Below are 19,536 nucleotides of genomic sequence, written 5' to 3'. Positions count from 1 at the left end.
TCTGTCTGTGGGAAAACAGGCAGCAATGCCTGTTTCACATTAAGGTTCACACCAGAGCCAAGGTCGCCGGGTCGCCGATGGCGATGATCGAAGGATTCCGCAAGTTTTCCTTGTTGTATGCCAGAACCGGTCCGTGCAGTTCCCGGACTTCTCCGCCGGCGCATTCCAGGATGCATTGGGCGGCCCCGGTGTCCCATTCCATCGTCGGCACATCCCGGAGATAAAGATCGGCCGCCCCTTCCGCCACCAGGCAGAACTTCAGCGAACTACCCATGCTCCGGGTCTCCGCCTCCGGGAACCGCTCGAACAATTTCGCCACCAACGGTCCCGCGTGATCCCGGCTGGCGACAATGATGAGCGCTTCGCGGGTAGCCTCCGGCTGTTCCTGGTTGATAGCCTCCGGCTGTTCCTGGTCCTTGGTTCCTGGTTCCTGGTTATCCTCTGAACGTTGGAAGTTGGAAGTTGAACGTTGGGCATTGCTCTTCCTCAAACCCCGCCCGTCCGCCTTCCGCACCCGAATCGGCTGACGGCCGCCGCCCCGCTCCTGTTTAAAAGCCCCCGATGATTTTTCCGCCAGATAAGTCAGGCCGGTCGCGGGGGCATGGATCACCCCGAGCTCCGGACGGCCGTAGACGATCAGGGCGATATTCACGGTGAATTCGCCGGTTTGCTTGATGAATTCCTTGGTGCCGTCGAGCGGATCGACCAGCCAGAACTTCTTCCATTGGCGCCGGTCGGCGACCTCCGCCGGATCCGATTCCTCCGACAAAACAGGGATCTCCGGCGTCAATTCCCGCAGCCGGTCGCAAATCAGTCGATGGGCCGCCCGGTCGGCCGCCGTCAGCGGAGAATCGTCCGCCTTGTAATCGACCGGAACCGACTGTCCGTAAAATCGCATCGCTTCCGTTCCCGCCGCATGGGCGATGGCTTGAATCTGATCGAGTAACAACACGGAAGAAAATTATGAATGAGGAATGATGAATGATGAAAGAGGAAAAAGTCGGTTAACCATGAATCAACACTCATTCACACGAATCGGGAGTCTTTAACCACTAATAAACACTAATTCACACTAATCCTTCCGTGTCTTTTGCCTTTCTTTCCGTGGTCAAAAAACCGGTTCCTCAGCTCCCCATTGCGCTAATCTGCGCCCATCTGCGGTCAACCTCTTCTTCCCGAGCCTCAGGTCACGCCCGTTTTTCGGCTCGCATCACGAAGACCATTCGTCCGCGGCCGCAGAAAGTCACGATCAAGGGGAAGAGGATCGCGATCGCGTTGATGATGACCAGGAATTGAATTCCGGACAGGAAGTATCCGGCGACCCCGACCACCACCGCCATGATCGGCAGCTTCCACTCCAGATTCGTGGCAACGCTCGCCACCGCCACGCTGGCCACGATCCCGTAAAGCGCGAGAAATGGACCGGCGATCACCAGCGTGATTCCCCACAGAAGGAAAACCGGGGCCAGAAAATAGGTCTTCGATTTATGGCGGCCGATTGTCTGGATCAGCAAGGTAGCCAGCAATATCCCCAAAATCCATCCGAGCCGTTGCATCTCGGTCCCGGAGCCTTCCGGCACCTCGAAGGAGTGCTGCACCAGCAGAAAAGCGCCGGCGTATCCCCGGACCAGATCGACCCAGTTTTGCCATGCCTGGACGCCCCTCCACAGGTTGAACTCCCCGGCGCTTGGCCGGTCGGCGAGATGCCGCTTTTGCCGTCGGCTCAACCAGAGCCATGGGGGAAAGCCGAGCAGGACAAGGGCTCCGGCGAGCGCCGGCCAATGGAGGATGAGCGAAGATTCCATGTGGGTGTGTTGTGCCTTTAAAGAATCTCCAAACCCGCCCGGCAATACAATTCATTCGGAAATTAGAAATTTGGAAAGTAGCGAATCTTCCCCGAAGATTCGACCAGTGGCCTAAGCCGTAGCGAATCTTCCCCGAAGATTCGGCCCATTGCTCCGGGCAAAATCGATGAAGGCGTGGCTTCATCGCTACAAATCTTTGCGCTCTTTGCGGTTAAATTTTCCCGAGCATCAGCATCCAGCATCCCATCTGTGCCCATCTGTGCCCATCTGCGGTTCGATTCTTCCCGAGCATCAGCATCGGATTCGATGAAGGCGTGGCTTCATCGCTACAAACGCTACAAACGCCCAATCGAACATTTAACATTGATCGCTTTCGCCCCATCCGCGTTAATTCAATCGATCTCGAACTACCATGTTTTTCGGCAACTTACACCTTCCCGCTTCCTACGAAGCTCTCATTCGCGACGAGTCGTTCCGCACGGCTTTTTCCTGGATCCGGTCGATGCCCGACGACCAGGCTCCCGGCATTTACGAGCTCCAGGGGAAAGAGATCTACGTCAACGTCCACGGTTACGACACCCTTCCAGCCGCCCAATGCCGGTTTGAGAGCCACCGCGACTACCTCGACATCCAATATTGCATCGAAGGAGGCGAACGGATTGAAATCGAATGGGCCTCCCGCCTAACCCCCGACGGCCCTTTCGACGCCGATAAGGATCTCCAATTCTACACTGTCGACGAATCTTCCGCCGGATACACCTCCCTCCTGATGCGTCCCGGTGACTTCGCCATCTTCTATCCTGAAGACGCCCACCGCCCCCGCGTCCAGGACGGACACCACCCGTCTGTCCGCAAACTGGTGGTGAAGATCAGGCTCGGAAGCTAAATTCGTGTTCATTCGTGTCTATTAGTGGTTAAATCATCCCTATGAACATTCTTGTCACAGGAGGTGCCGGCTTCATCGGAAGCCATTTGGTCGAACGGCTATTGGACGACGGCGTCTCCGTGACCGTGCTCGACAATTTCGACCCGTTTTACCCGGCCGACATCAAAGAGGCGAACATCGCCGGGCACCGGCGCCACCCCGGCTACACCTTCCTCCAGGCCGACATTCGGGATCTAAACGATCTCCGGGCAACCCTCCCGGGCGGCTACGACTGCATCGTCCACCTCGCGGCCAAGGCGGGGGTTCGTCCCTCGATCGAAGACCCGATCGCCTACCAGGAGACCAATGTCCGGGGCACCCAAAACCTCCTCGAACTGGCCCGGGAGTGGGGGACTCCTCAGTTCGTTTTCGCCAGCTCCTCCAGTGTTTACGGGGTCAACCCAAACGTTCCCTGGAGCGAAAACGACCGGGTCCTGCAGCCAATCAGTCCCTACGCCAGCACGAAAGTCAGCGGGGAGTTGCTTGGCCATGTCTACAGCCATCTCTATAAAATCCGGTTCGTCGGCCTCCGTTTTTTCACCGTGTATGGTCCCCGTCAGCGCCCCGACCTCGCGATCCACAAATTCACCCGCCTGATCTCGGAAGGCAAATCGCTTCCATTCTTCGGCGACGGCTCCACCAGCCGCGATTACACGTTTGTCACTGACACCGTGGACGGCATCCTCGGGGCGATCCATTACCGGGAGACCCCTTACGAGGTGATCAACCTCGGCAACGACGCCACCGTAACTCTCGCCGAAATGGTCGCCGCCATCGAAGAAGCTCTCGGCACGAAAGCCCGCCTCGACCGCCAGCCCGACCAACCCGGCGACGTCCCCCGCACCTGGGCCGACATCGATAAAGCCCGTCGCCTCCTCGGCTACTCCCCGAAAGTCCAATTCCGCGAAGGAATCAATAAGTTCGTCGACTGGTACCAAAAAAAGTCGATTTAACCACGAATGGACACGAATTCACACGAATGGAGAGTCTTCGGCACGGTGAGTTGAACCCGCAAAGAGCGCAAAGGGCACAAAGATAAGCACTTGGGCACTGGATTTTTTGCGTATTCTTGGTTCATGGTTCATTGTTCTTAGTTTTACTTCCTCTGGCGTCTTTGAAAGTTGAGCGTTGAACGTTGAACGTTGGAAGTTGAACGTTTTCTTCCTCTTCCCTCCGCTCCCTTTCTCACACCTTCGCGTCCTTCGCGCCCTTTGCCTTCCCGAGCCTCAGCTCCCCATCTGCGTTCATCGGCGCCCATCTGTGGTTAACCTCTCCTTCCCGAGCCTCAGCTCCCCATCCGCGTCAATCTGCGCCCATCTGCGGTTAATCTCTTCCTTCCCGAGCCTCCGCTCCGCGGTTCCCCTCTCTTTTTTATTCGCCAAAGCGCGTCCGAGCCGCAAAGACTGACCCTTCAAACACTTTTACCTTTCCGTATGACCCAACCAACCAATTCCCACGGCAAGATCGCCATCATCGGCCTCGGCTACGTCGGCCTCCCGCTCTCCCTCCAGTTCGCCCGCTCCGGGGTAAACGTCCTTGGCCTCGACGTCGACCAAACCAAAGTCGACGCCATCCACGCCGGCAAGAGCTACATCAAACACATCGACGGCGCCGAGATCGCTGACCGGGTCGAAGCCGGAGTCTTCGCCGCCTCCACCGATTTCTCCCGCATCCGCGAAGTCGAAGCCGTCATCATCTGCGTCCCGACCCCCCTCAACAAATACCGCGAACCCGACCTCTCTTACGTCCTCGACACCGGCCGCTCCATCGCCCCGTATCTGGGGGAAGGTGAGGGAGAGGGGGAAGGGGAAAACGTTCAACGTTCAACGTTCAACGTTCAACGTTCAGAGACAGGTGAGGGGGAAGGGGAAAACGTTCAACGTTCAGAAGAACCAGAATCCAGAATCCAGGAACCAGAATCCAGAAACCAGGAACCAGGAACCACGAACCAGGAACAGCCTCAGGCTTCGAACCAGGAACACGCGAAGCGTAAGCTCGTCGTGCTCGAATCGACCACCTACCCTGGCACTACCGACGAGGATCTGCGGGCGGTCCTCGAAAGCGGGTCCGGACTCAAAGCCGGGGTCGATTTCCATCTCGCTTTTTCTCCGGAACGGGAAGATCCCGGCCGCAAGGACCATTCGGTGAAAACCATCCCCAAGGTGATGGGCGGCCTCACCCCCGCCTGCCTCGAACGCTGCGTCGCGCTCTACTCCAAAGCGATCGACAAGGTCCATCCGGTCAGTTCCTGCCGGGTGGCCGAGGCGACCAAACTGACCGAAAACATCTTCCGCTCCGTCAACATCGCCTTGGTCAACGAGCTGAAGATGGTTTTCGAGAAAATGAACATCGACGTCTGGGAAGTGATCGACGCCGCCGCCACCAAGCCGTTCGGATTCATGCCGTTTTATCCCGGACCCGGCCTCGGCGGCCATTGCATCCCGATCGATCCGTTCTATCTCACCTGGAAGGCGCGCGAATTCGACCAGCACACCCGCTTCATCGAACTCGCCGGCGAGATCAACACCGCCATGCCGAACTACGTCGTCACCCGCGTCTCCGAAGCCCTCAACCTCAACCGCAAATCGATCAACGGCTCCCGGATCCTCATCGTCGGCCTCGCCTACAAACCGAACGTCGACGACGACCGCGAGTCCCCCAGCTACGTTCTGCTCGACCTGCTGAAAGCCCGCGGCGCCGAAGTCGCCTACTACGACCCGCATGTCCCGGTGATCCGTCCCACCCGCGAGCACGGCCATTGGGCCGGAACCCAATCGGTCGCCTGGGACGAAGCAACGATCTCCGGCTTCGACTGTGTTCTGATCAGCACCGCCCACGCCGCGATCGACTTCGGTCAACTCGCCCAATGGGCTCCCTGCATCGTCGACACCCGCAACGCCATGGCCACCGCCGGCCCCGCCAAAGGAACCGTCGTCAAAGCCTGACGGGATACTGGATGCTGGGTGCTGGATGCCGGATGCCGGATGCTGGATGCCGGATGCCGGATGCCGGATGCTGGATGCCGGATGCTGGATGCCGGAATGCTGGATGCCGGAATGCTGGATGCCGGAATGCTGGGATCCTAGGTGCGGGATGCTGGGTGCTGGTGTAGCGAATCTTTTTCGAAGATTCGACGGCGTTAGAGTCAGCCTATTGATCCGGGAATTTCGATGAAGGCGTGGCTTCATCGCTACGGAATCCAGCATCCAATACCCAGCAACTTCCTCCCTTTCCGTGTCTTATGCCTTTATTTCCGTGGATAGGCGCTTTGCGTGTTCTTGGTTCATGGTTCATTGTTCTTAGTTTTACTTCCTCTGGCGTCTTTGAAAGTTGAGCGTTGAAGGTTGAACGTTCTCTTCCTTCTCCCGCCTTCGCGCCCTTTGCGCCCTTCGCGGTTAAATCATTCCCGAGCCCCAGTCACCCGTTTCCTCCAGCTCCCCATTTGCGGCCAAATCCGCGCCCATCTGCGGTTCAATTTTCTTCCCGTTCCCCAACAATTTTCAGTTTTCTTTCATTTTTTATTGAAACAAATGAACAAAAGCTCCCTGATCGTGATCTCAGTGAAAGCCTGAGTGCCTCGAATCTTCACCCAAGAGGGGAAGTGACGGGGCGAAGCCCGTACGAAAATGTCGAATTGCGAGTGTCGAATGCCGAAGTAGGCGAACTCAGGCACAGAATTTTTAACCACTAATAAACACTAATCCTCCTGATTGGTTGGACCATTCTCTTCTCCGCGTTGGAAGTTGAACGTTCTCTTCCTTCTTTACTTTCCCCCCTTCGCGCCCTTTGCGGATAACCTCTTCTTCCCGAGCCACCGCCCATTCTGTCCCTCCCAGCAGTTCCCTAGCTCTTCATCTGCGTTAATCTGCGCCCATCTGCGGTTAAAAAACCAGTGCCCCAGCCATCCGTCTCCATCCGCGGTTAAATCCCACATTCCTCATTCATAACTCACTTCCAGTTTCGCCTTCCACCCGCGTCGAGCTCGAGCTCGAGGTGATGGAATTCTTCGTGCGCGCCGCCCAGCTCCTCGGACAGCCCCGCTCGATCGGGGAGATCTACGGACTGCTTTACCTGAGCCCGGTGCCGCTTTCGATGGAGGACATTGTCAACCGGTTGAAGATCAGCACCGGATCGGTCAGCCAGGGGTTGAAGCAACTCCGGGCCTTTCGGGCGGTCCGGACCACGTATTTGCCCGGCACCCGTCGCGACTATTTCGTCGCCGAGCAGGAGTTGCGCAAAGTCTTCAACGGCTTCGTCCAGGAAGAAATCCGTCCCCATCTCGAAAGCGGCCGCGACCGGATCGGCCGGATGGAAGGCCTCCTCGCCGCCCTCGGCGACGACGCCGACCAGAAGGACCTCGCCTCCAAGATCAAACGTCTCTCCCGCCTCCACCGCCTCAGCGACCGCCTCCTTCCCTTCCTGATGAAATTCGTCTGAACCACGAATAGGCTTGGGCACTGTCTTTTAAACCACTAATAAACACTAATTCACACTAATCTTCCGTAGCGATGAAGGGGCCTTCGGCTGTTGTTGGTTCGTGGTTCTTGGTTCTTGGTTCCAGCACGTCGAATCTTTGAGAGAAACTCGCTACAGAGCCCTTTCCGTGTCTTATGCCTTTCCTTCCGTGGTTAAACCATTCTTCCTCCGCTTTGGAAGTTGGAAGTTGAGCGTTGGAAGTTGAACGTTTTCTTCCGCTCCTCTCTCATTCTCCAATCTCCCCCTTTTCTCCCCATTAGTGTGAATTAGTGTCCATTAGTGGTTGAAAAATCCCTCCTCTTCTGATCGCTGAACGTTGATAATGCAGTATTCTGTTGAGCTAAAGCGGCTGGCATAAAAAGACCTGCGCAGAATTTCCGCAGGGGATCGGCAGCGGTTACTCGCCGGTCTTGGGGCTCTTGAGAATGATCTGGCCGGGGATGTGAAACGGCTCACAAATTTTTCTCCTGAATACCGCCTTCGCGTTGGAACTTACCGAGTGCTTTTCGAAGTTGAGGGAACTCGGGTCGTCGTTTACCGTATTCTTCACCGCAGAGAATCCTACCGCTAGGAAATATGAAGCTTCATCCGCAAGTCATCGAAAAAGAGGGGAAAAAGGAGTTTGTAGTCCTTCCATACAACGAATTTGTAACCATTCAGGGATTCCTTGAAGATTACGAGGACCTCCGTGAACTTAGGAACGCCAAAGCTGAAGCCGAAGGTGAGGAAACCATCTCCCTGGATCAGGCCCGACGAATGGTTTCGGAGGATCCTGGAAATTACCCTCAAAACCACGAATAAACACTAATTCACACGAATCTTCCGTAGCGATGAAGGGGCCTTCGGCTGTTGCTGGTTCTTGGTTCCAACCGCATCGAATCTTTGAAAAAATTCGCTACAAAGCCTCTTCCGTGTCTTATGCCTTTCCTTCCGTGGATAGGCGCTTTGCGTGTTCTTGGTTCATGGTTCATTGTTCTTAGTTTTACTTCCTCTGGCGTCTTTGAAAGTTGAGCGTTGAACGTTGAACGTGGGAAGTTGAACGTTTTCTTCCTCTTCCCTCCGCTCCCTTTCTCCCACCTTCGCGTCCTTCGCGCCCTTTGCGGTTAAATTCATTCTCGACCGTCAATAATGAGCCAACTAAAATACGAATTGATTATTTTTTGGAGCGATGACGACCAAGCCTTTGTCGTCGACGTCCCGGAACTCCCAGGTTGTATGGCGGACGGCCAGACCTATGCCGAAGCTGTCGTTAATGCCGAAGTCGTCATTCAGGAGTGGATCAGTACAGCGCGTGAGCTTGGGCGGGAAATCCCGCAACCGCGCGGGCGGCTGAAATACGCCTGACCTTAACCGCAAAGGACACAAAGATCGCGCAGAAGAGACTCAGGCACTGTCATTTTTAACCACTAATAAACACTAATTCACACGAATCTTCCGTAGCGATGAAGGGGCCTTCGGCTGTTGCTGGTTCGTAGTTCTTGGTTCTTGGTTCCAACCGCGTCGAATCTTTGAGAAAAATTCCCTACAGAGCGTCCCCCTTCCGTGTCTTATGCCTTTCCTTCCGTGGATAAGCGCTTTGCGTGTTCTTGGTTCATGGTTCATTGTTCTTAGTTTTACTTCCTCTGGCGTCTTTGAACGTTGAGCGTTGAACGTTGGAAGTTGAACGTTCTCTTCCTCTCCTCCCTTCTCCCACCTTTGCGCCCTTCGCGGTTAATCCTTCCCGAGCCCCAGAATCCCATCTGCGTCAATCTGCGCCCATCTGCGGTTAAATTCTTCTTCCATGCCTGAACTGAGCCGTTTCTTTGGAATCATTATCCGGATGTATATGGAACTCGGGGTCCCCCACCATAAGCCGCATTTCCATGCGTATTACCAAGATGCCTTCGCCGTATTTTCCATAGACCCCGTTGATCAGATCGAGGGAAGTTTGCCGAATAAACAGCGTCGCATGGTAGAGGCGTGGGCCGAAATTCATCAGTTGGAGTTGATGAACGACTGGGATCTGTTACAGAAGGGAGAGCGGCCAGATCCGATCGCGCCGCTTCGTTAAGACGATGAAACACAAATTTATTAGAGTTGAGGCTATTCGCTTATTGGGACGGTACGAGGTTGAACTTCGTTTTGCCGATGGTGTGATCCGGACGATTGACTTTGAGCCAGTTCTGATCGGGCCGTTTTTCGGAGAGTTGAGAGATGAGGAAATGTTTTCCAAAGCCTATCTCGATCGCTCTGTTGGCACCATCGCATGGCCGAATGGGGCCGACTTTGATCCGGATACCATTTATCGTTGGGATGAAGTCGCTGGTGCTCTGCGAGATCAGCTTCGGTCGGCATGAAGCCCCGCCCGCATCGGTATGGCTCAGGCACAAGATTTCGAACCACTAATTTACACTAATTCAAACCAAACTTTCCGTGTCGTTATGCCTTTCCTTCCGTGGTTAAACCATTCTCCCTCTCCTCTCCCCTTTGAACGTTGAGCGTTGAACGTTGGAAGTTGAACGTTCTCTTCCTCTCCTCCCTTCTCCCACCTTTGCGCCCTTCGCGGTTAATCCTTCCCGAGCCCCAGAATCCCATCTGCGTCAATCCGTGCTCATCTGCGGTTAAATATTTTTCTCCCTGCCTTTGAGGTCTAAAGTCATAGTTCGCTTTAAGGGTGGCTTGGGAAACCAGCTATTTCAATATGCGGCTGGAAGGGCCATTGCTCTGCGCACCGGAATGGAGCTAAGATTCGACAGGTGGTCCGGGTTTCGAAAGGGGCTCTTTGGAAGGACATTCGAACTGGATCGATTCAGCATTCAAGGCACTTCGGCTAGCGATTTCGAATCATACGCGTGCGGGCTTGGAACGCCCCGCCGAATCGCGAGTCGATGGATCGGAAAATGCCAGTCTCATGCGAAGCGGGTTTTTTTTTACGAACGATGCGGATTATCATACGACCCCAGCCTGGAGGCAATCGACGGCAGCCGCGATATTTACCTGGATGGGCATTGGGAGAGTTGGAAATATTTTGCCGATTGCGCCGGAGTGTTGCGGGAGGAACTGGTCCTGCGGGAGAGCGAGGCGGATGATAGGCCGGAAACAATCCCCTGGCTGGAGGCGGGCCGGCCGACGGTGGCCATGCACGTGCGCCGCCTCCGCAGCAACGCGGAAGGGGCGCGGGCCACGTCCCTAGATCTTAACTATTACGCGGAGGCCATTGCCACGCTCCAGACAAAACTGGGCGCGAAGGTGCTGCCGGTTGTGTTCTCCGATGATCCCGCCTGGTGTCGCGGGCACCTGACCCGCTTGGGTGAGGTGAGGCTCGCCTCCGATGTTCTTGGGAACGCCTCCGCCCATCGGGAATTCGAGCTGATGCGCCGGTGCGATCATTTTGTCACCGGAATCAGCACCTACAGCTGGTGGGCCGCCTGGCTGGGAGCGCACCCGGGAAAGGTGGTCTTTTACCCGGAGCCCCGGAAATGGAAATGGATTCGAAACCGCGATTTGATGCCGGAGGAATGGATCCGATTGCCGGCCTGAGGGGCCGAAGAAACCCTTTGGTGGGCACTTCGTTGCGAACGATGTTAAAGAAGTTGGTCAGCAAATTTCTCAAACCCCGGGCACCGGCCTTGGCCTATGCGCTTGCGCGCCTACTGTTCGGAGAAGCGCCGGGAGGTCCATTTCGACGGCTTCAAGTTCAGCTGGGACCACGTAGCCATTTCCCGCTTGCTGTGGGCGAACGGCCGGGTCCTGCTCAGGTTCAGGTTCGCACACTCTTGTTTTTCTGAGCCCGGCTGTCCGCGAGAGGCATCTTGCGACCAGCGCCTCGGGCCTCCTCTTCAAGTGAGCCAATTCCCGCGCAAACGCAGCCGGAAAAAACAGACGCTCTGGAATCTGGTTTTTTCCTACACCACGGTTGGATACGCTATTGTTTCCGGCATCGTGATGGTGCCGCTGTACCTGCTCTACCTTCCGGTGGAGCTCTATGGCGCCTGGCTGGCGACGGGCAACGTGCTGTTGTGGATCACGCTGGTCGACCCGGGCATATCCACGGTGGTAATGCAGCGGTGCGCGCATGCTTACGGGCGCCAGGATAACGCCGGATTGATCGCGTATGCCAACGCGGGGATGGTGTTCACGGCAATGGCCAGTTTTCTGGTGATGGTGGTGGCCTGGGGGATCGCCTCGTTTCTTCCGGGATGGGTGAATCTCGCCGATCCCGCCTTGGCGGGGATCCTGCGCGAGGCGTTCCTGCTGGCGGCGCTCGGGACCGCCTTCACCTTTTTGAGCTACGCATTGAGCGCCACCGCCCGCGCCATGCAATCGAGCATCGCCATGGGGGTGATCACGCTGGCGGCCAATATCGGCTCCCTGTTGGTGACCCTGGTTCTCCTCCTTATGGGGTGGGGATTGTATGCTCTGGCCTGGGGCTTGGTTTTCCGTGGGCTGGTCAACTTTGTGGGAGCATTGGGGTATCTTCTCTGGAGGCTGCGCGCGGAGGGAATTGCCCTGCGGTGGGATGGTTCCCGGCTCCGGGAGATGCTGGGACTCTTCTCCTTCACCGGGATAGGGCATTTTGGCCGCACCCTGAGCCGGCAGGTCGACGCCTTCTTGATTGCCCGGTTTCTCGGACCGGAACTGGTTCCGGTTTTTGTGCTGACCAAAAGGGCCATGAGTGTCGCCGAGACGATTTTGGTCCGGCCGGGCAACGCCATCAGTCCGGCGGTGTCGCACCTGACGGGGGAGGGAGATCGAGCCAAGCTGCGCTCGATTCTGACGCGTCTCCTCCGTATCAATCTATGGGGGGTCGGCCTGGCCGTGTTTGGGTTTCTGACCTTCAACGAAACATTTGTCGGGTTGTGGGTGGGGCCGGAGCTGTTTGCCGGGCCGGTCATCTCGGGGCTGCTTTGTCTGCTTCTTTTTGCTTCGACCATGAGTGCCCTGCTGGCGGCGCTTTGTGTGGCCATGGGCGATATCAAAGGCGTGGGGTTGTTGAATGGCACCCAGGCCCTGATCACCTTTCCACTTCTATTGATCGGAATCTACCAGTTTGGCCTGTTGGGAGCGGCTTTGGCTCCAGTTTTTGGATACATCTTGTTGAATGCCTGGTATCTTCCCTGGTCCTGCGCAAAGCTGGCTGGATTCACCCGCGCGGACATGGCGGTTCTGGGGGGGGAGGCCATGAAGACGGCGGGCGTCGGGATTTTTGTCACCCTCCTTTTCTCCCATTGGCTTACCATTGATTGGGCAATTCTGCAGTGGGAAACCTTCGCGGCCGGTGGTCTTCTATTTGCGGCTGTCTACGCGGGAATTCTGTTGCTGGTCTCGACCCAAAGCCGGCTGGAAAGCCGGCAAGTGTTTTCAGCGTTGACCCGGCGCGTTTTGAAACGGGCGTAGGTCCGTGAACCTTCTTCTACTTTATGCGAATTGGAATTTTAACCTACCATTACGTCCCTAATTTCGGGGCGAACCTTCAGGCGCTGGCCACCCTCAATTATTTGAAGCTGGCGGGGCACGAGGCCGAGATCCTCAACTACCGCAATCCGCTCCTGGACGAGGAATACGGGAATGGCAGGATTCCCCCCGCGCAATTGGAGGCGCACGAGGCTTTTGTGCGCGACCGGCTGACCACCAGTCCGGTGTTGACGGGAGATTCGGATTTAATCGATTACTGCAACAGCCGCCAATTCGATGCGATCATCCTCGGAAGCGATGCGGTTTTGAGGTTTTCGAAAGTCGGCTCCACCGTTTTCCCCAATCCTTACTGGCTGCAGTGGACAAATCAACTTTCGTCGAAACCAAAGTTGATCGGTTTGGCTCTAAGTTCCATGGGGACAAATTTCCTGCTCCAGTCGACAGAAGTTCGGAAAGGGATCCGGAAGGCACTGGCGTCGTTTGATTTTATCAGCTTTCGCGACGCTTACACCAAGATAAATGCAATTGCGGCAGGGACACCGTTGAACCGGGCACATTTTTGTTCAGATCCCGTTTTTGCTCTGAATCACGTATTGGCGCAAGTTGAACCGGCGATTTTAAATGAGCGCCCAATGCTGGAGGATTACGTTTTGATTTCTACCAAATGGAAGCCGCCGGTCGAGTGGGTGGAGAAGATGCGAATACGAAGTAATGAACAGGGCCTGAGGTTAGTGAGTCTGCCGTTGCCCGAACATGAACTCGAAGGGCCATACGATCGCATCATCCGTCATCCCCTGGATCCATTGGAGTGGTATCAATGGATTCGTCACGCAAGTGGGATTCTCTGCAATCGCTTTCACCCTACTGTTTGTGCGTTCGCTAATTCCGTTCCGCTCGCTTCCATGGATTCCTACGGCCGAAGGTATCAGCCATATCGAAGCAAGATTTTTGATTTATGTTGGCGGTTTGGAAGAAGGGACTTGTCCCTTCGCGGCGATCTTCGTCGTTCAGTCCCAGTGGATTTGGTTTTCGAAAAGTGGAAGTCTGATGCCAATGGGTCGTTTAAAACGGTATCCAATAGCTTTTTGACGACTTTTGAAAACTACATCGCAACAACCGTCGGACCTCAACCTAATCGTAAACGGAAGGAAGCGACTCCACCGTCAGCCGTGCTGTGAGCGTTTTTTTCTAATATAGACTAAATTTCATGCGTTTTGCTGCCATTATTCTCTATTTCGACTGCGATCAATTTATCCTTCGAACCATTGAAAACTGCGCGCCTTTTGTAGAGAAAATATACGTTTCGTACAGCCCTCTTCCGTGGGCCTACAATCCGGAGGCTCGGGAACGATTTCCTAATACCGTAAATCCGGAAACGCTCAAGCAGTCACGACACCTGGACAAGGTGGAGTTGGTCAATGGGGATTGGCTTACGGAGGAGGACCAGCGTAATGAGTGTGTCGACCGGGCTGTTCGCGATGGGTTTGATTACCTGATTGTTCAGGATGCCGATGAGTTTTACTTGCCCGCCGAGTTTGAGAAGAACATAGAGGCAATCAAACAAGAACCGGATTTTCCGTATTACCGCAACCGGTGGTATCTTTTTTGGAAAAATACCCGGACCATCCTCATTAACCGGCGTGTGGAGACGCATATTAAAGGAGAGTTGGCATCGCGAGAAGAGAATGTGCCTTACAACTATAGCGCCGCTTTCGCCTTGAACCTGAGGAAGGGGGAACGATTTTGGCGAAAACGGCAAACAACCAGCTCTGGGCACTTCCACATGCTACCGGGCATGTGTCACCATTTATCCTTCGTGTTTAGTGACGAAGAGATGTATCGAAAAATTTCAACCTGGGGGCACACCAACGACCTCTTCGATAAAGAGCTTTGGTATCGGGCGAAGTGGTTGGGTTGGAAACCGAGCGTAACAAATTTGCACCCGATGAACCCGTGGAGCTTTACCCGGGCTGTCAAATTCGAGGGCGAGATCCCAAAACAGATCGAAGATTTTGAACCGGGTTCACAAGTGTTTGTTGCCCCTTCTCTTTGGGATCGGAGTTGCATCAGCTATTTTGAGAACAAAGGGAAACTTCGCCATTTCGCCCGGGGGGTGAAACGAAAGATCAAGGGATGCTTTAAGAATAAGCCAGCCGAAGCGCCCACAAAGAGTTCAGCGCCGGAATCACGTTCGCAAAGCTGATTATGGGCTACCGCGAACGTCTTTACGGCAGCTATGTTTCCTCTAACCGCGGGCCGGTGTACGCTGCGTTCACCCCGGCGCGGCGGGCGTTATATGGGCGGGGGTTGCAGTTGCGGTTCAAGGAATGGCTGCGTCCGGTGGACCGGGGGAGTCCGGTGGCGGACCTGGGATGTGGGGCCGGGTTTTTGATCGATTGGCTGAAGGCGATGGGGTTTACTGATATAACCGGGGCCGACTTTTCCGATGAACAGGTGGCGCTCGGGCGGGAGCGGGGATTGAAGGTGGTGAAAGCCGATGCGATGAGTTTCCTGGAGGGATATCCGGACGGGTATTTTGGATTGATTACGGCCTTCGATATTTTGGAGCACTTGAACCGGGATGAAATCATAACTCTGCTGGACCGGATCCGGGAGAAACTTCGTCCCGGGGGAGTTTTCCTTTACCAGATGCCAAACGGGGATTCACCCTTTGTGGGGGCGATTTATTTCGGAGACGCGACCCATGAAACCCTGCTTAACGCCATCAGCCTGCGTCACCTCCTGACGGCCTGCGGGTTTGAGCGTATGGAGTTTCAGGAAACCATTGCCCCCCCGATCCGCCCCACCTGGGCGGTGCGCTGGGTGTTATGGAAGGGATTGCGTTTTCTGATCCGGTGTTGTCACCGGATTGAAACCGGGGGCTTCGGGACCGGTTATTACACCCGGGTTATTCGCGGGGTGGCGCGAAAGGCGGAGAATGGAAAGTAGATGGTCGAAAATCTCGTCATAAGCGTTCAATTGGCGAATATTAGCGGTAACCCGTTTCTCCTAGTGTGGTAATGACTTTGCGGATCTTATTCATTGGATCCGTGGATCGGGATGGGACGGCGCGGCAACGGGCGCGGGTGCTGGAGGAATTGGGGCACGCGGTGACGGCCCTGCCCTCCGGCAGTCTTTGTTTTGGCTCCCCGATCCGGGCGTTGAAGGTGTTCTTTAACCGGACCCACCGCTTGGTCGACTGGCGCGGGTTGAACCGCAAGATCTGTCGGCTAATCGAGCAGGAGAGCTGGGATCTGCTGTGGGTGGACAAAGGCCTGACCGTGAGGCCGCAGACACTGGAGCGGATGCGGGAGCGACAGGCCGGTATTCGCCTGATTCATTATTCACCGGACGACATGATGAACCGACGCAACCAAAGCCGCCATTATCGGGCGGCCATTCCCCTCTATGATCTGCACGTAACCACCAAAAGCTACAACGTGGACGAGTTGCGGGCAGCGGGGGCAGGATCGGTGCTGTTTGTGCCCAACGCCTTTGATCCGGAAACCCATCGTCCGGTGGAAATTTCGAAGGAAGAATTGGCCCGCTACGGGGCTGAAATCGGATTTGTCGGTGTGTATGAACGCGAGCGGTGGGAAATGCTGCTCGAACTGGCGCGGCGAGGCCTGGCGATCTCGGTGCGGGGGCCAGGGTGGCCGACGGCACCGGCGAATTTGCCGAATCTGACCATCGAGGCCCAGTGGTTTGTCGGTTCAGAATACGCCAAAATTGTGGTGGCGACAAAAATCAACCTCTGTTTTTTGCGGCGTGAAAACCGTGATCTGCAGACGCAGCGGAGCGTGGAGATACCGGCGTGCGGGGGCTTCATGCTGGCGGAGCGGACAGCCGAGCATGCCGATCTCTTCGTGGAAGGGAAAGAAGCCGAGTTTTTTGACGGAATGGATGAACTGGAGCGAAAAGTGCGACACTATCTGAACCATCCCGAGCAACGGAAAGAAATTGCTCAAGCGGGAATGCGGCGTTGTCACGTGGAGGATTATAGCTATCACGGGCAGTTGAGAAAGGTGCTGACGGAGTCGGGCACGGTTGGCTTGGACCACCGGGCGCCGATTTTAAAAGAAACCGATCCGAAAACTTGCTGTCGATGATCGAGGTTGATCGAGTTTCTGCTTGCGCCACATTCAGACTTTTCATTACGGCCTGCCTGGGCTAGTTTTTACCTTTTTCACATCACGATATGTCAATTGCTCGATCACTCCCGCGCTCGTTGCCACGGCTGGCCCCTCCGGGGTTAAGGATTCGCCCCCAAGGAATGCCAATTGCCCCTGCTATCGATCCGCAGGCGGGGACGAAGGTTTTTGTATGTTTGGGGGCGGCCGCTCTACTTCTCATTACAACCCTCGTCCTGCGAGAGGCCGGCTATGGCCGCTTCGGTTACGTGACGGCATTGCTGATGGCAACCTGTATCAATGGCGCACTTTATTTCGGCGTCATTAAGCAGGAGTTGAGGGCATTTGCGGTCAAAATGCTTTTCTTCACGAACGCCGTGGCTCCCATAACCATGCTGGGGATGTGCTTCGCCGTCCCGTTCGACAAGGACTATCTTTTTCCTTTTAGCGAATACCTTTTTAGTTCTCCTTTATCGGCGGCATTTGGGCTATTGATGATGCCTTTGGCTTGTGCCTTCGTACTGCAGTGCGTTCGGTCGCGACAGATTCATCGGGTAAAGAAAATCAGTTTGCGCCGTTTGGTCGATGCGGCAGGGCCAAGATACGGGTATTTTCTGATCTTTGCCGCTATCATCAATCTGTCGATTTGGGTAACGGTTCTCGATACGGGAAATCCGGTGTTTTATTTCCTGCGGATTCTACGGAGTCTATTAGGATTTGCTGCCTTCTTCGCGGGCTTTTCCGCCTTCAAATATCGACGAATTGCGTGTTTTTGGCTTGTCACGCTCGGTCTTGGCTTGGTGGGAGCTAGCCTGACGGGAGGGCGCGGTGCCGCTTTTCTTCCGGTCGGCTACTTTATGATCGGATTTTTCTTCGGCTTGCCTACTTGGCGGCAACGTATCCATATCGGAGCGTTCGGTTTAGCTCCTCTCCTGATTGTGCTAATGATGCTGGCGGCATACATTGGTGCATTGCGGGACGTTTCCGGGCGAATGGATATCCGGGAGGCCCTCACCGGAGGGTCGTTGCTGGAGGCGGCAGAGGACGTAACGGTTACGAGTCAGCTGGATGAGGAGACCGGTTTTTTCTACAAGGCCTTTCGTCGGCTCAATAGCTGGCCCCGCGTGGCGGTGCCAGCCATGACACCTGATCCGGTTCCATATCGTGGGTTCGGGGATATCACCCGTGAAATCCGGGGAGCGTTTGGACTTCACATCTTTCAACTCCTATCGCCAGGAAGTGGTGGATCTTTTTATTTCTCCAACATCCACCTTCAACCTTATGGCTTCGCCGTTCATGTGGGAGCGGATGGGGTTCGGACAAGCAATGTTGAGTTTGCGGTTGTCGTGGACGGCTTTACTCGGGCGGGTTGGGCTGGTGCATTTGTTTACGGATTAATCGCGGCATTTTCGCTTTTCTGGGCCGAGACCGTTTTGCGACGAATGCTGCTTCCGCATTCGCTTCCCTTGTTCCTGATCATGTTGAGCGTCCTTTGTTATTTTGCCGTTATTCGGTTCCAATTGTCATCGTTGATCCCCAGTTTGCGTTCCCTGGTTCTTGAAGGGATATTTGCACTTGTAGTTTTCCACACACTCAACAGGTTTTTTAATTCCGCTGGTGTTCCCCGATAGGCCTAGTAGGCGCAGTTATATCCACGATCCTATGGCAATCAAGGCGGAGGACCATCGCTAAGTTTTTATCTCAGCTCATGCAATCTTTCCTTCCTGACTCGGCTTTAGTCATTTGCCAGCAGTGGCGCGGGAGCAATGGCTTGGCTGGTGCCAACGCCCTTAGAAGGCAAGGGTGGGCGGTTCATGTGATTTCCGAGGACAATTTTATTCCTCTGAAGTGGCAGAGTTATCCGATGAAACTCTTGGGGCGAATCGTCCGCAGGTGGGCGGTTCAGGAGTTTAATGATGCGCTGATTCATGAAGCAAAGCGCCTTCGCCCCGAGATTCTTCTCGTCTTTAAGGGAGCCTATGTCATGCCCGCGACCGTTTCGCTCCTTCGTGATGAGGGAATTCGATGCTACTGCTTTTTCCCGGATGTGTCAGTCTATGCACACGGGTCTTATATTCCGAAAACACTTCCTAAATATGATTGGATTTTTTCTACCAAATCGTTCGGGATTGACGATATGAAGAAAAAGCTCGGAATTCGGAGGTCTTCATTAGTGTGGCATGCTTCGGATCCGGATGTGCATCGGCCGATCGATTTAAACAAAGAGGATCGTAATTGTTTTGGCTGCGACCTCTCGTTCATCGGAACTTGGTCCCCGAAGAAGGAGAAGATTCTTGAAACCGTGCATCTTGCTTTGCCGGATATTCGATTGAAGATTTGGGGTGAGCAGTGGAAGCGCATTCGGCCGAGTTCTCCTCTTATTTCATGTGTCATGGGTCACGAAGTACTGGGAGATGCTTACATTAAGGCGATATCAGGTTCGAAAATTAACCTCGGGTTGATGAGCGAAGTCCGACATGGAGCGTCGCGTGGGGATCAAATCACGAGCCGAACCTTTCATATACCGGCAGCGGGCGGTTTCATTCTCCATGAGGATACAGAAGAGGTTAGGGACGCCTATAACGTTGCTGAACATCCTTGTTTCGAACGACTTCTTTTTAAGGATACGGAAGTGCTGGTTCGACAGATTTCCCTGTTTTTGGCAAACGAGGAGGATCGTCAAGATATCGCTAATCAATTGTCTGATTGGGTTCACAGAAACCACACCTGGGACGCCAGAATTCGGGAAATTCTTTCGAGACACTCCTTGCTCGTTGGCTGAGTGCAAATGTCATCTTGAATCAAT

Annotated in this window: 19 protein-coding genes and 1 pseudogene; 18 read left to right on the top strand and 2 right to left on the bottom strand. The window is 54.9% G+C overall.

Annotation, left to right across the window (positions count from 1 at the left end):
• Nucleotides 1-46: 46 nt before the first annotated feature.
• Together ACWUI2_RS04285 and ACWUI2_RS04280 are read right to left on the bottom strand one after the other, a co-directional pair.
• Nucleotides 47-952: a 3'(2'),5'-bisphosphate nucleotidase CysQ family protein gene (locus tag ACWUI2_RS04285; RefSeq protein ID WP_486981628.1), complete on the bottom strand. Its 906-nt coding sequence runs from the start codon at nucleotides 950-952 to the stop codon at nucleotides 47-49.
• 235 nt (nucleotides 953-1,187) lie between these two features.
• Nucleotides 1,188-1,805 carry a hypothetical protein gene (locus ACWUI2_RS04280; protein WP_486981627.1) on the bottom strand — a complete coding sequence of 206 codons (618 nt, stop codon included), beginning with the start codon at nucleotides 1,803-1,805 and terminating at the stop codon, nucleotides 1,188-1,190.
• A 412-nt stretch (nucleotides 1,806-2,217) separates the two neighbouring features.
• Between ACWUI2_RS04280 and ACWUI2_RS04275 the strand changes: the two genes are divergently transcribed.
• The 18 genes and pseudogenes from ACWUI2_RS04275 (at nucleotide 2,218) to ACWUI2_RS04190 (ending at nucleotide 19,512) form a co-directional block, all read left to right on the top strand.
• On the top strand, nucleotides 2,218-2,691 hold the full coding sequence (locus tag ACWUI2_RS04275) for a NanQ anomerase/TabA/YiaL family protein (protein WP_486981626.1): 474 nt from the start codon (nucleotides 2,218-2,220) through the stop codon (nucleotides 2,689-2,691).
• Nucleotides 2,692-2,732: 41 nt separating this feature from the next.
• Nucleotides 2,733-3,683, top strand: a complete 951-nt coding sequence (locus ACWUI2_RS04270; RefSeq protein ID WP_486981625.1) for a GDP-mannose 4,6-dehydratase — start codon at nucleotides 2,733-2,735, stop codon at nucleotides 3,681-3,683.
• A 480-nt stretch (nucleotides 3,684-4,163) separates the two neighbouring features.
• Nucleotides 4,164-5,675: a nucleotide sugar dehydrogenase gene (locus tag ACWUI2_RS04265; protein ID WP_486981624.1), complete on the top strand. Its 1,512-nt coding sequence runs from the start codon at nucleotides 4,164-4,166 to the stop codon at nucleotides 5,673-5,675.
• A 4-nt stretch (nucleotides 5,676-5,679) separates the two neighbouring features.
• Nucleotides 5,680-5,769: pseudogene (locus ACWUI2_RS04260) on the top strand (phosphotransferase); the annotation flags it as partial.
• 957 nt (nucleotides 5,770-6,726) lie between these two features.
• The gene (locus ACWUI2_RS04255; RefSeq protein ID WP_486981623.1) at nucleotides 6,727-7,167 is read left to right on the top strand and encodes a GbsR/MarR family transcriptional regulator; all 441 of its coding nucleotides are present in this window, start codon (nucleotides 6,727-6,729) and stop codon (nucleotides 7,165-7,167) included.
• 403 nt (nucleotides 7,168-7,570) lie between these two features.
• Nucleotides 7,571-7,777, top strand: a complete 207-nt coding sequence (locus tag ACWUI2_RS04250; RefSeq protein WP_486985039.1) for a type II toxin-antitoxin system RelE family toxin — start codon at nucleotides 7,571-7,573, stop codon at nucleotides 7,775-7,777.
• Nucleotides 7,778-7,782: 5 nt separating this feature from the next.
• The gene (locus ACWUI2_RS04245) at nucleotides 7,783-8,007 is read left to right on the top strand and encodes a type II toxin-antitoxin system Phd/YefM family antitoxin (RefSeq protein WP_486981622.1); all 225 of its coding nucleotides are present in this window, start codon (nucleotides 7,783-7,785) and stop codon (nucleotides 8,005-8,007) included.
• Between the two features lie 327 nt (nucleotides 8,008-8,334).
• Nucleotides 8,335-8,550, top strand: a complete 216-nt coding sequence (locus ACWUI2_RS04240) for a type II toxin-antitoxin system HicB family antitoxin (protein ID WP_486981621.1) — start codon at nucleotides 8,335-8,337, stop codon at nucleotides 8,548-8,550.
• A gap of 436 nt (nucleotides 8,551-8,986) precedes the next feature.
• Entirely contained in the window at nucleotides 8,987-9,256 is a 270-nt protein-coding gene (locus ACWUI2_RS04235; RefSeq protein ID WP_486981620.1) for a DUF4160 domain-containing protein, read from the top strand.
• A gap of 4 nt (nucleotides 9,257-9,260) precedes the next feature.
• Complete coding sequence (locus ACWUI2_RS04230) at nucleotides 9,261-9,542, top strand: DUF2442 domain-containing protein (protein ID WP_486981619.1); 282 nt, start codon at nucleotides 9,261-9,263, stop codon at nucleotides 9,540-9,542.
• A gap of 379 nt (nucleotides 9,543-9,921) precedes the next feature.
• Complete coding sequence (locus tag ACWUI2_RS04225; RefSeq protein WP_486981618.1) at nucleotides 9,922-10,725, top strand: alpha-1,2-fucosyltransferase; 804 nt, start codon at nucleotides 9,922-9,924, stop codon at nucleotides 10,723-10,725.
• 303 nt (nucleotides 10,726-11,028) lie between these two features.
• Nucleotides 11,029-12,582: a lipopolysaccharide biosynthesis protein gene (locus ACWUI2_RS04220; protein ID WP_486981617.1), complete on the top strand. Its 1,554-nt coding sequence runs from the start codon at nucleotides 11,029-11,031 to the stop codon at nucleotides 12,580-12,582.
• A gap of 23 nt (nucleotides 12,583-12,605) precedes the next feature.
• Nucleotides 12,606-13,778, top strand: a complete 1,173-nt coding sequence (locus tag ACWUI2_RS04215) for a polysaccharide pyruvyl transferase family protein (protein WP_486981616.1) — start codon at nucleotides 12,606-12,608, stop codon at nucleotides 13,776-13,778.
• A gap of 29 nt (nucleotides 13,779-13,807) precedes the next feature.
• Nucleotides 13,808-14,803 carry a hypothetical protein gene (locus ACWUI2_RS04210; RefSeq protein WP_486981615.1) on the top strand — a complete coding sequence of 332 codons (996 nt, stop codon included), beginning with the start codon at nucleotides 13,808-13,810 and terminating at the stop codon, nucleotides 14,801-14,803.
• A gap of 2 nt (nucleotides 14,804-14,805) precedes the next feature.
• Entirely contained in the window at nucleotides 14,806-15,549 is a 744-nt protein-coding gene (locus ACWUI2_RS04205) for a class I SAM-dependent methyltransferase (RefSeq protein ID WP_486981614.1), read from the top strand.
• Between the two features lie 71 nt (nucleotides 15,550-15,620).
• A complete protein-coding gene (locus ACWUI2_RS04200) occupies nucleotides 15,621-16,709 on the top strand; it encodes a CgeB family protein (protein WP_486981613.1) in 1,089 nt (362 codons plus the stop codon).
• Nucleotides 16,710-16,873: 164 nt separating this feature from the next.
• Entirely contained in the window at nucleotides 16,874-18,361 is a 1,488-nt protein-coding gene (locus ACWUI2_RS04195; RefSeq protein WP_486981612.1) for a hypothetical protein, read from the top strand.
• Between the two features lie 77 nt (nucleotides 18,362-18,438).
• Nucleotides 18,439-19,512, top strand: a complete 1,074-nt coding sequence (locus ACWUI2_RS04190) for a CgeB family protein (RefSeq protein WP_486981611.1) — start codon at nucleotides 18,439-18,441, stop codon at nucleotides 19,510-19,512.
• Nucleotides 19,513-19,536 lie beyond the last annotated feature (24 nt).

It is taken from the genome of Verruconatronum alginivorum (assembly GCF_056590205.1).
The sequence above is the reverse complement of the archived record's forward strand: the minus strand, read 5'-3'. Positions and strand labels throughout refer to the sequence as shown.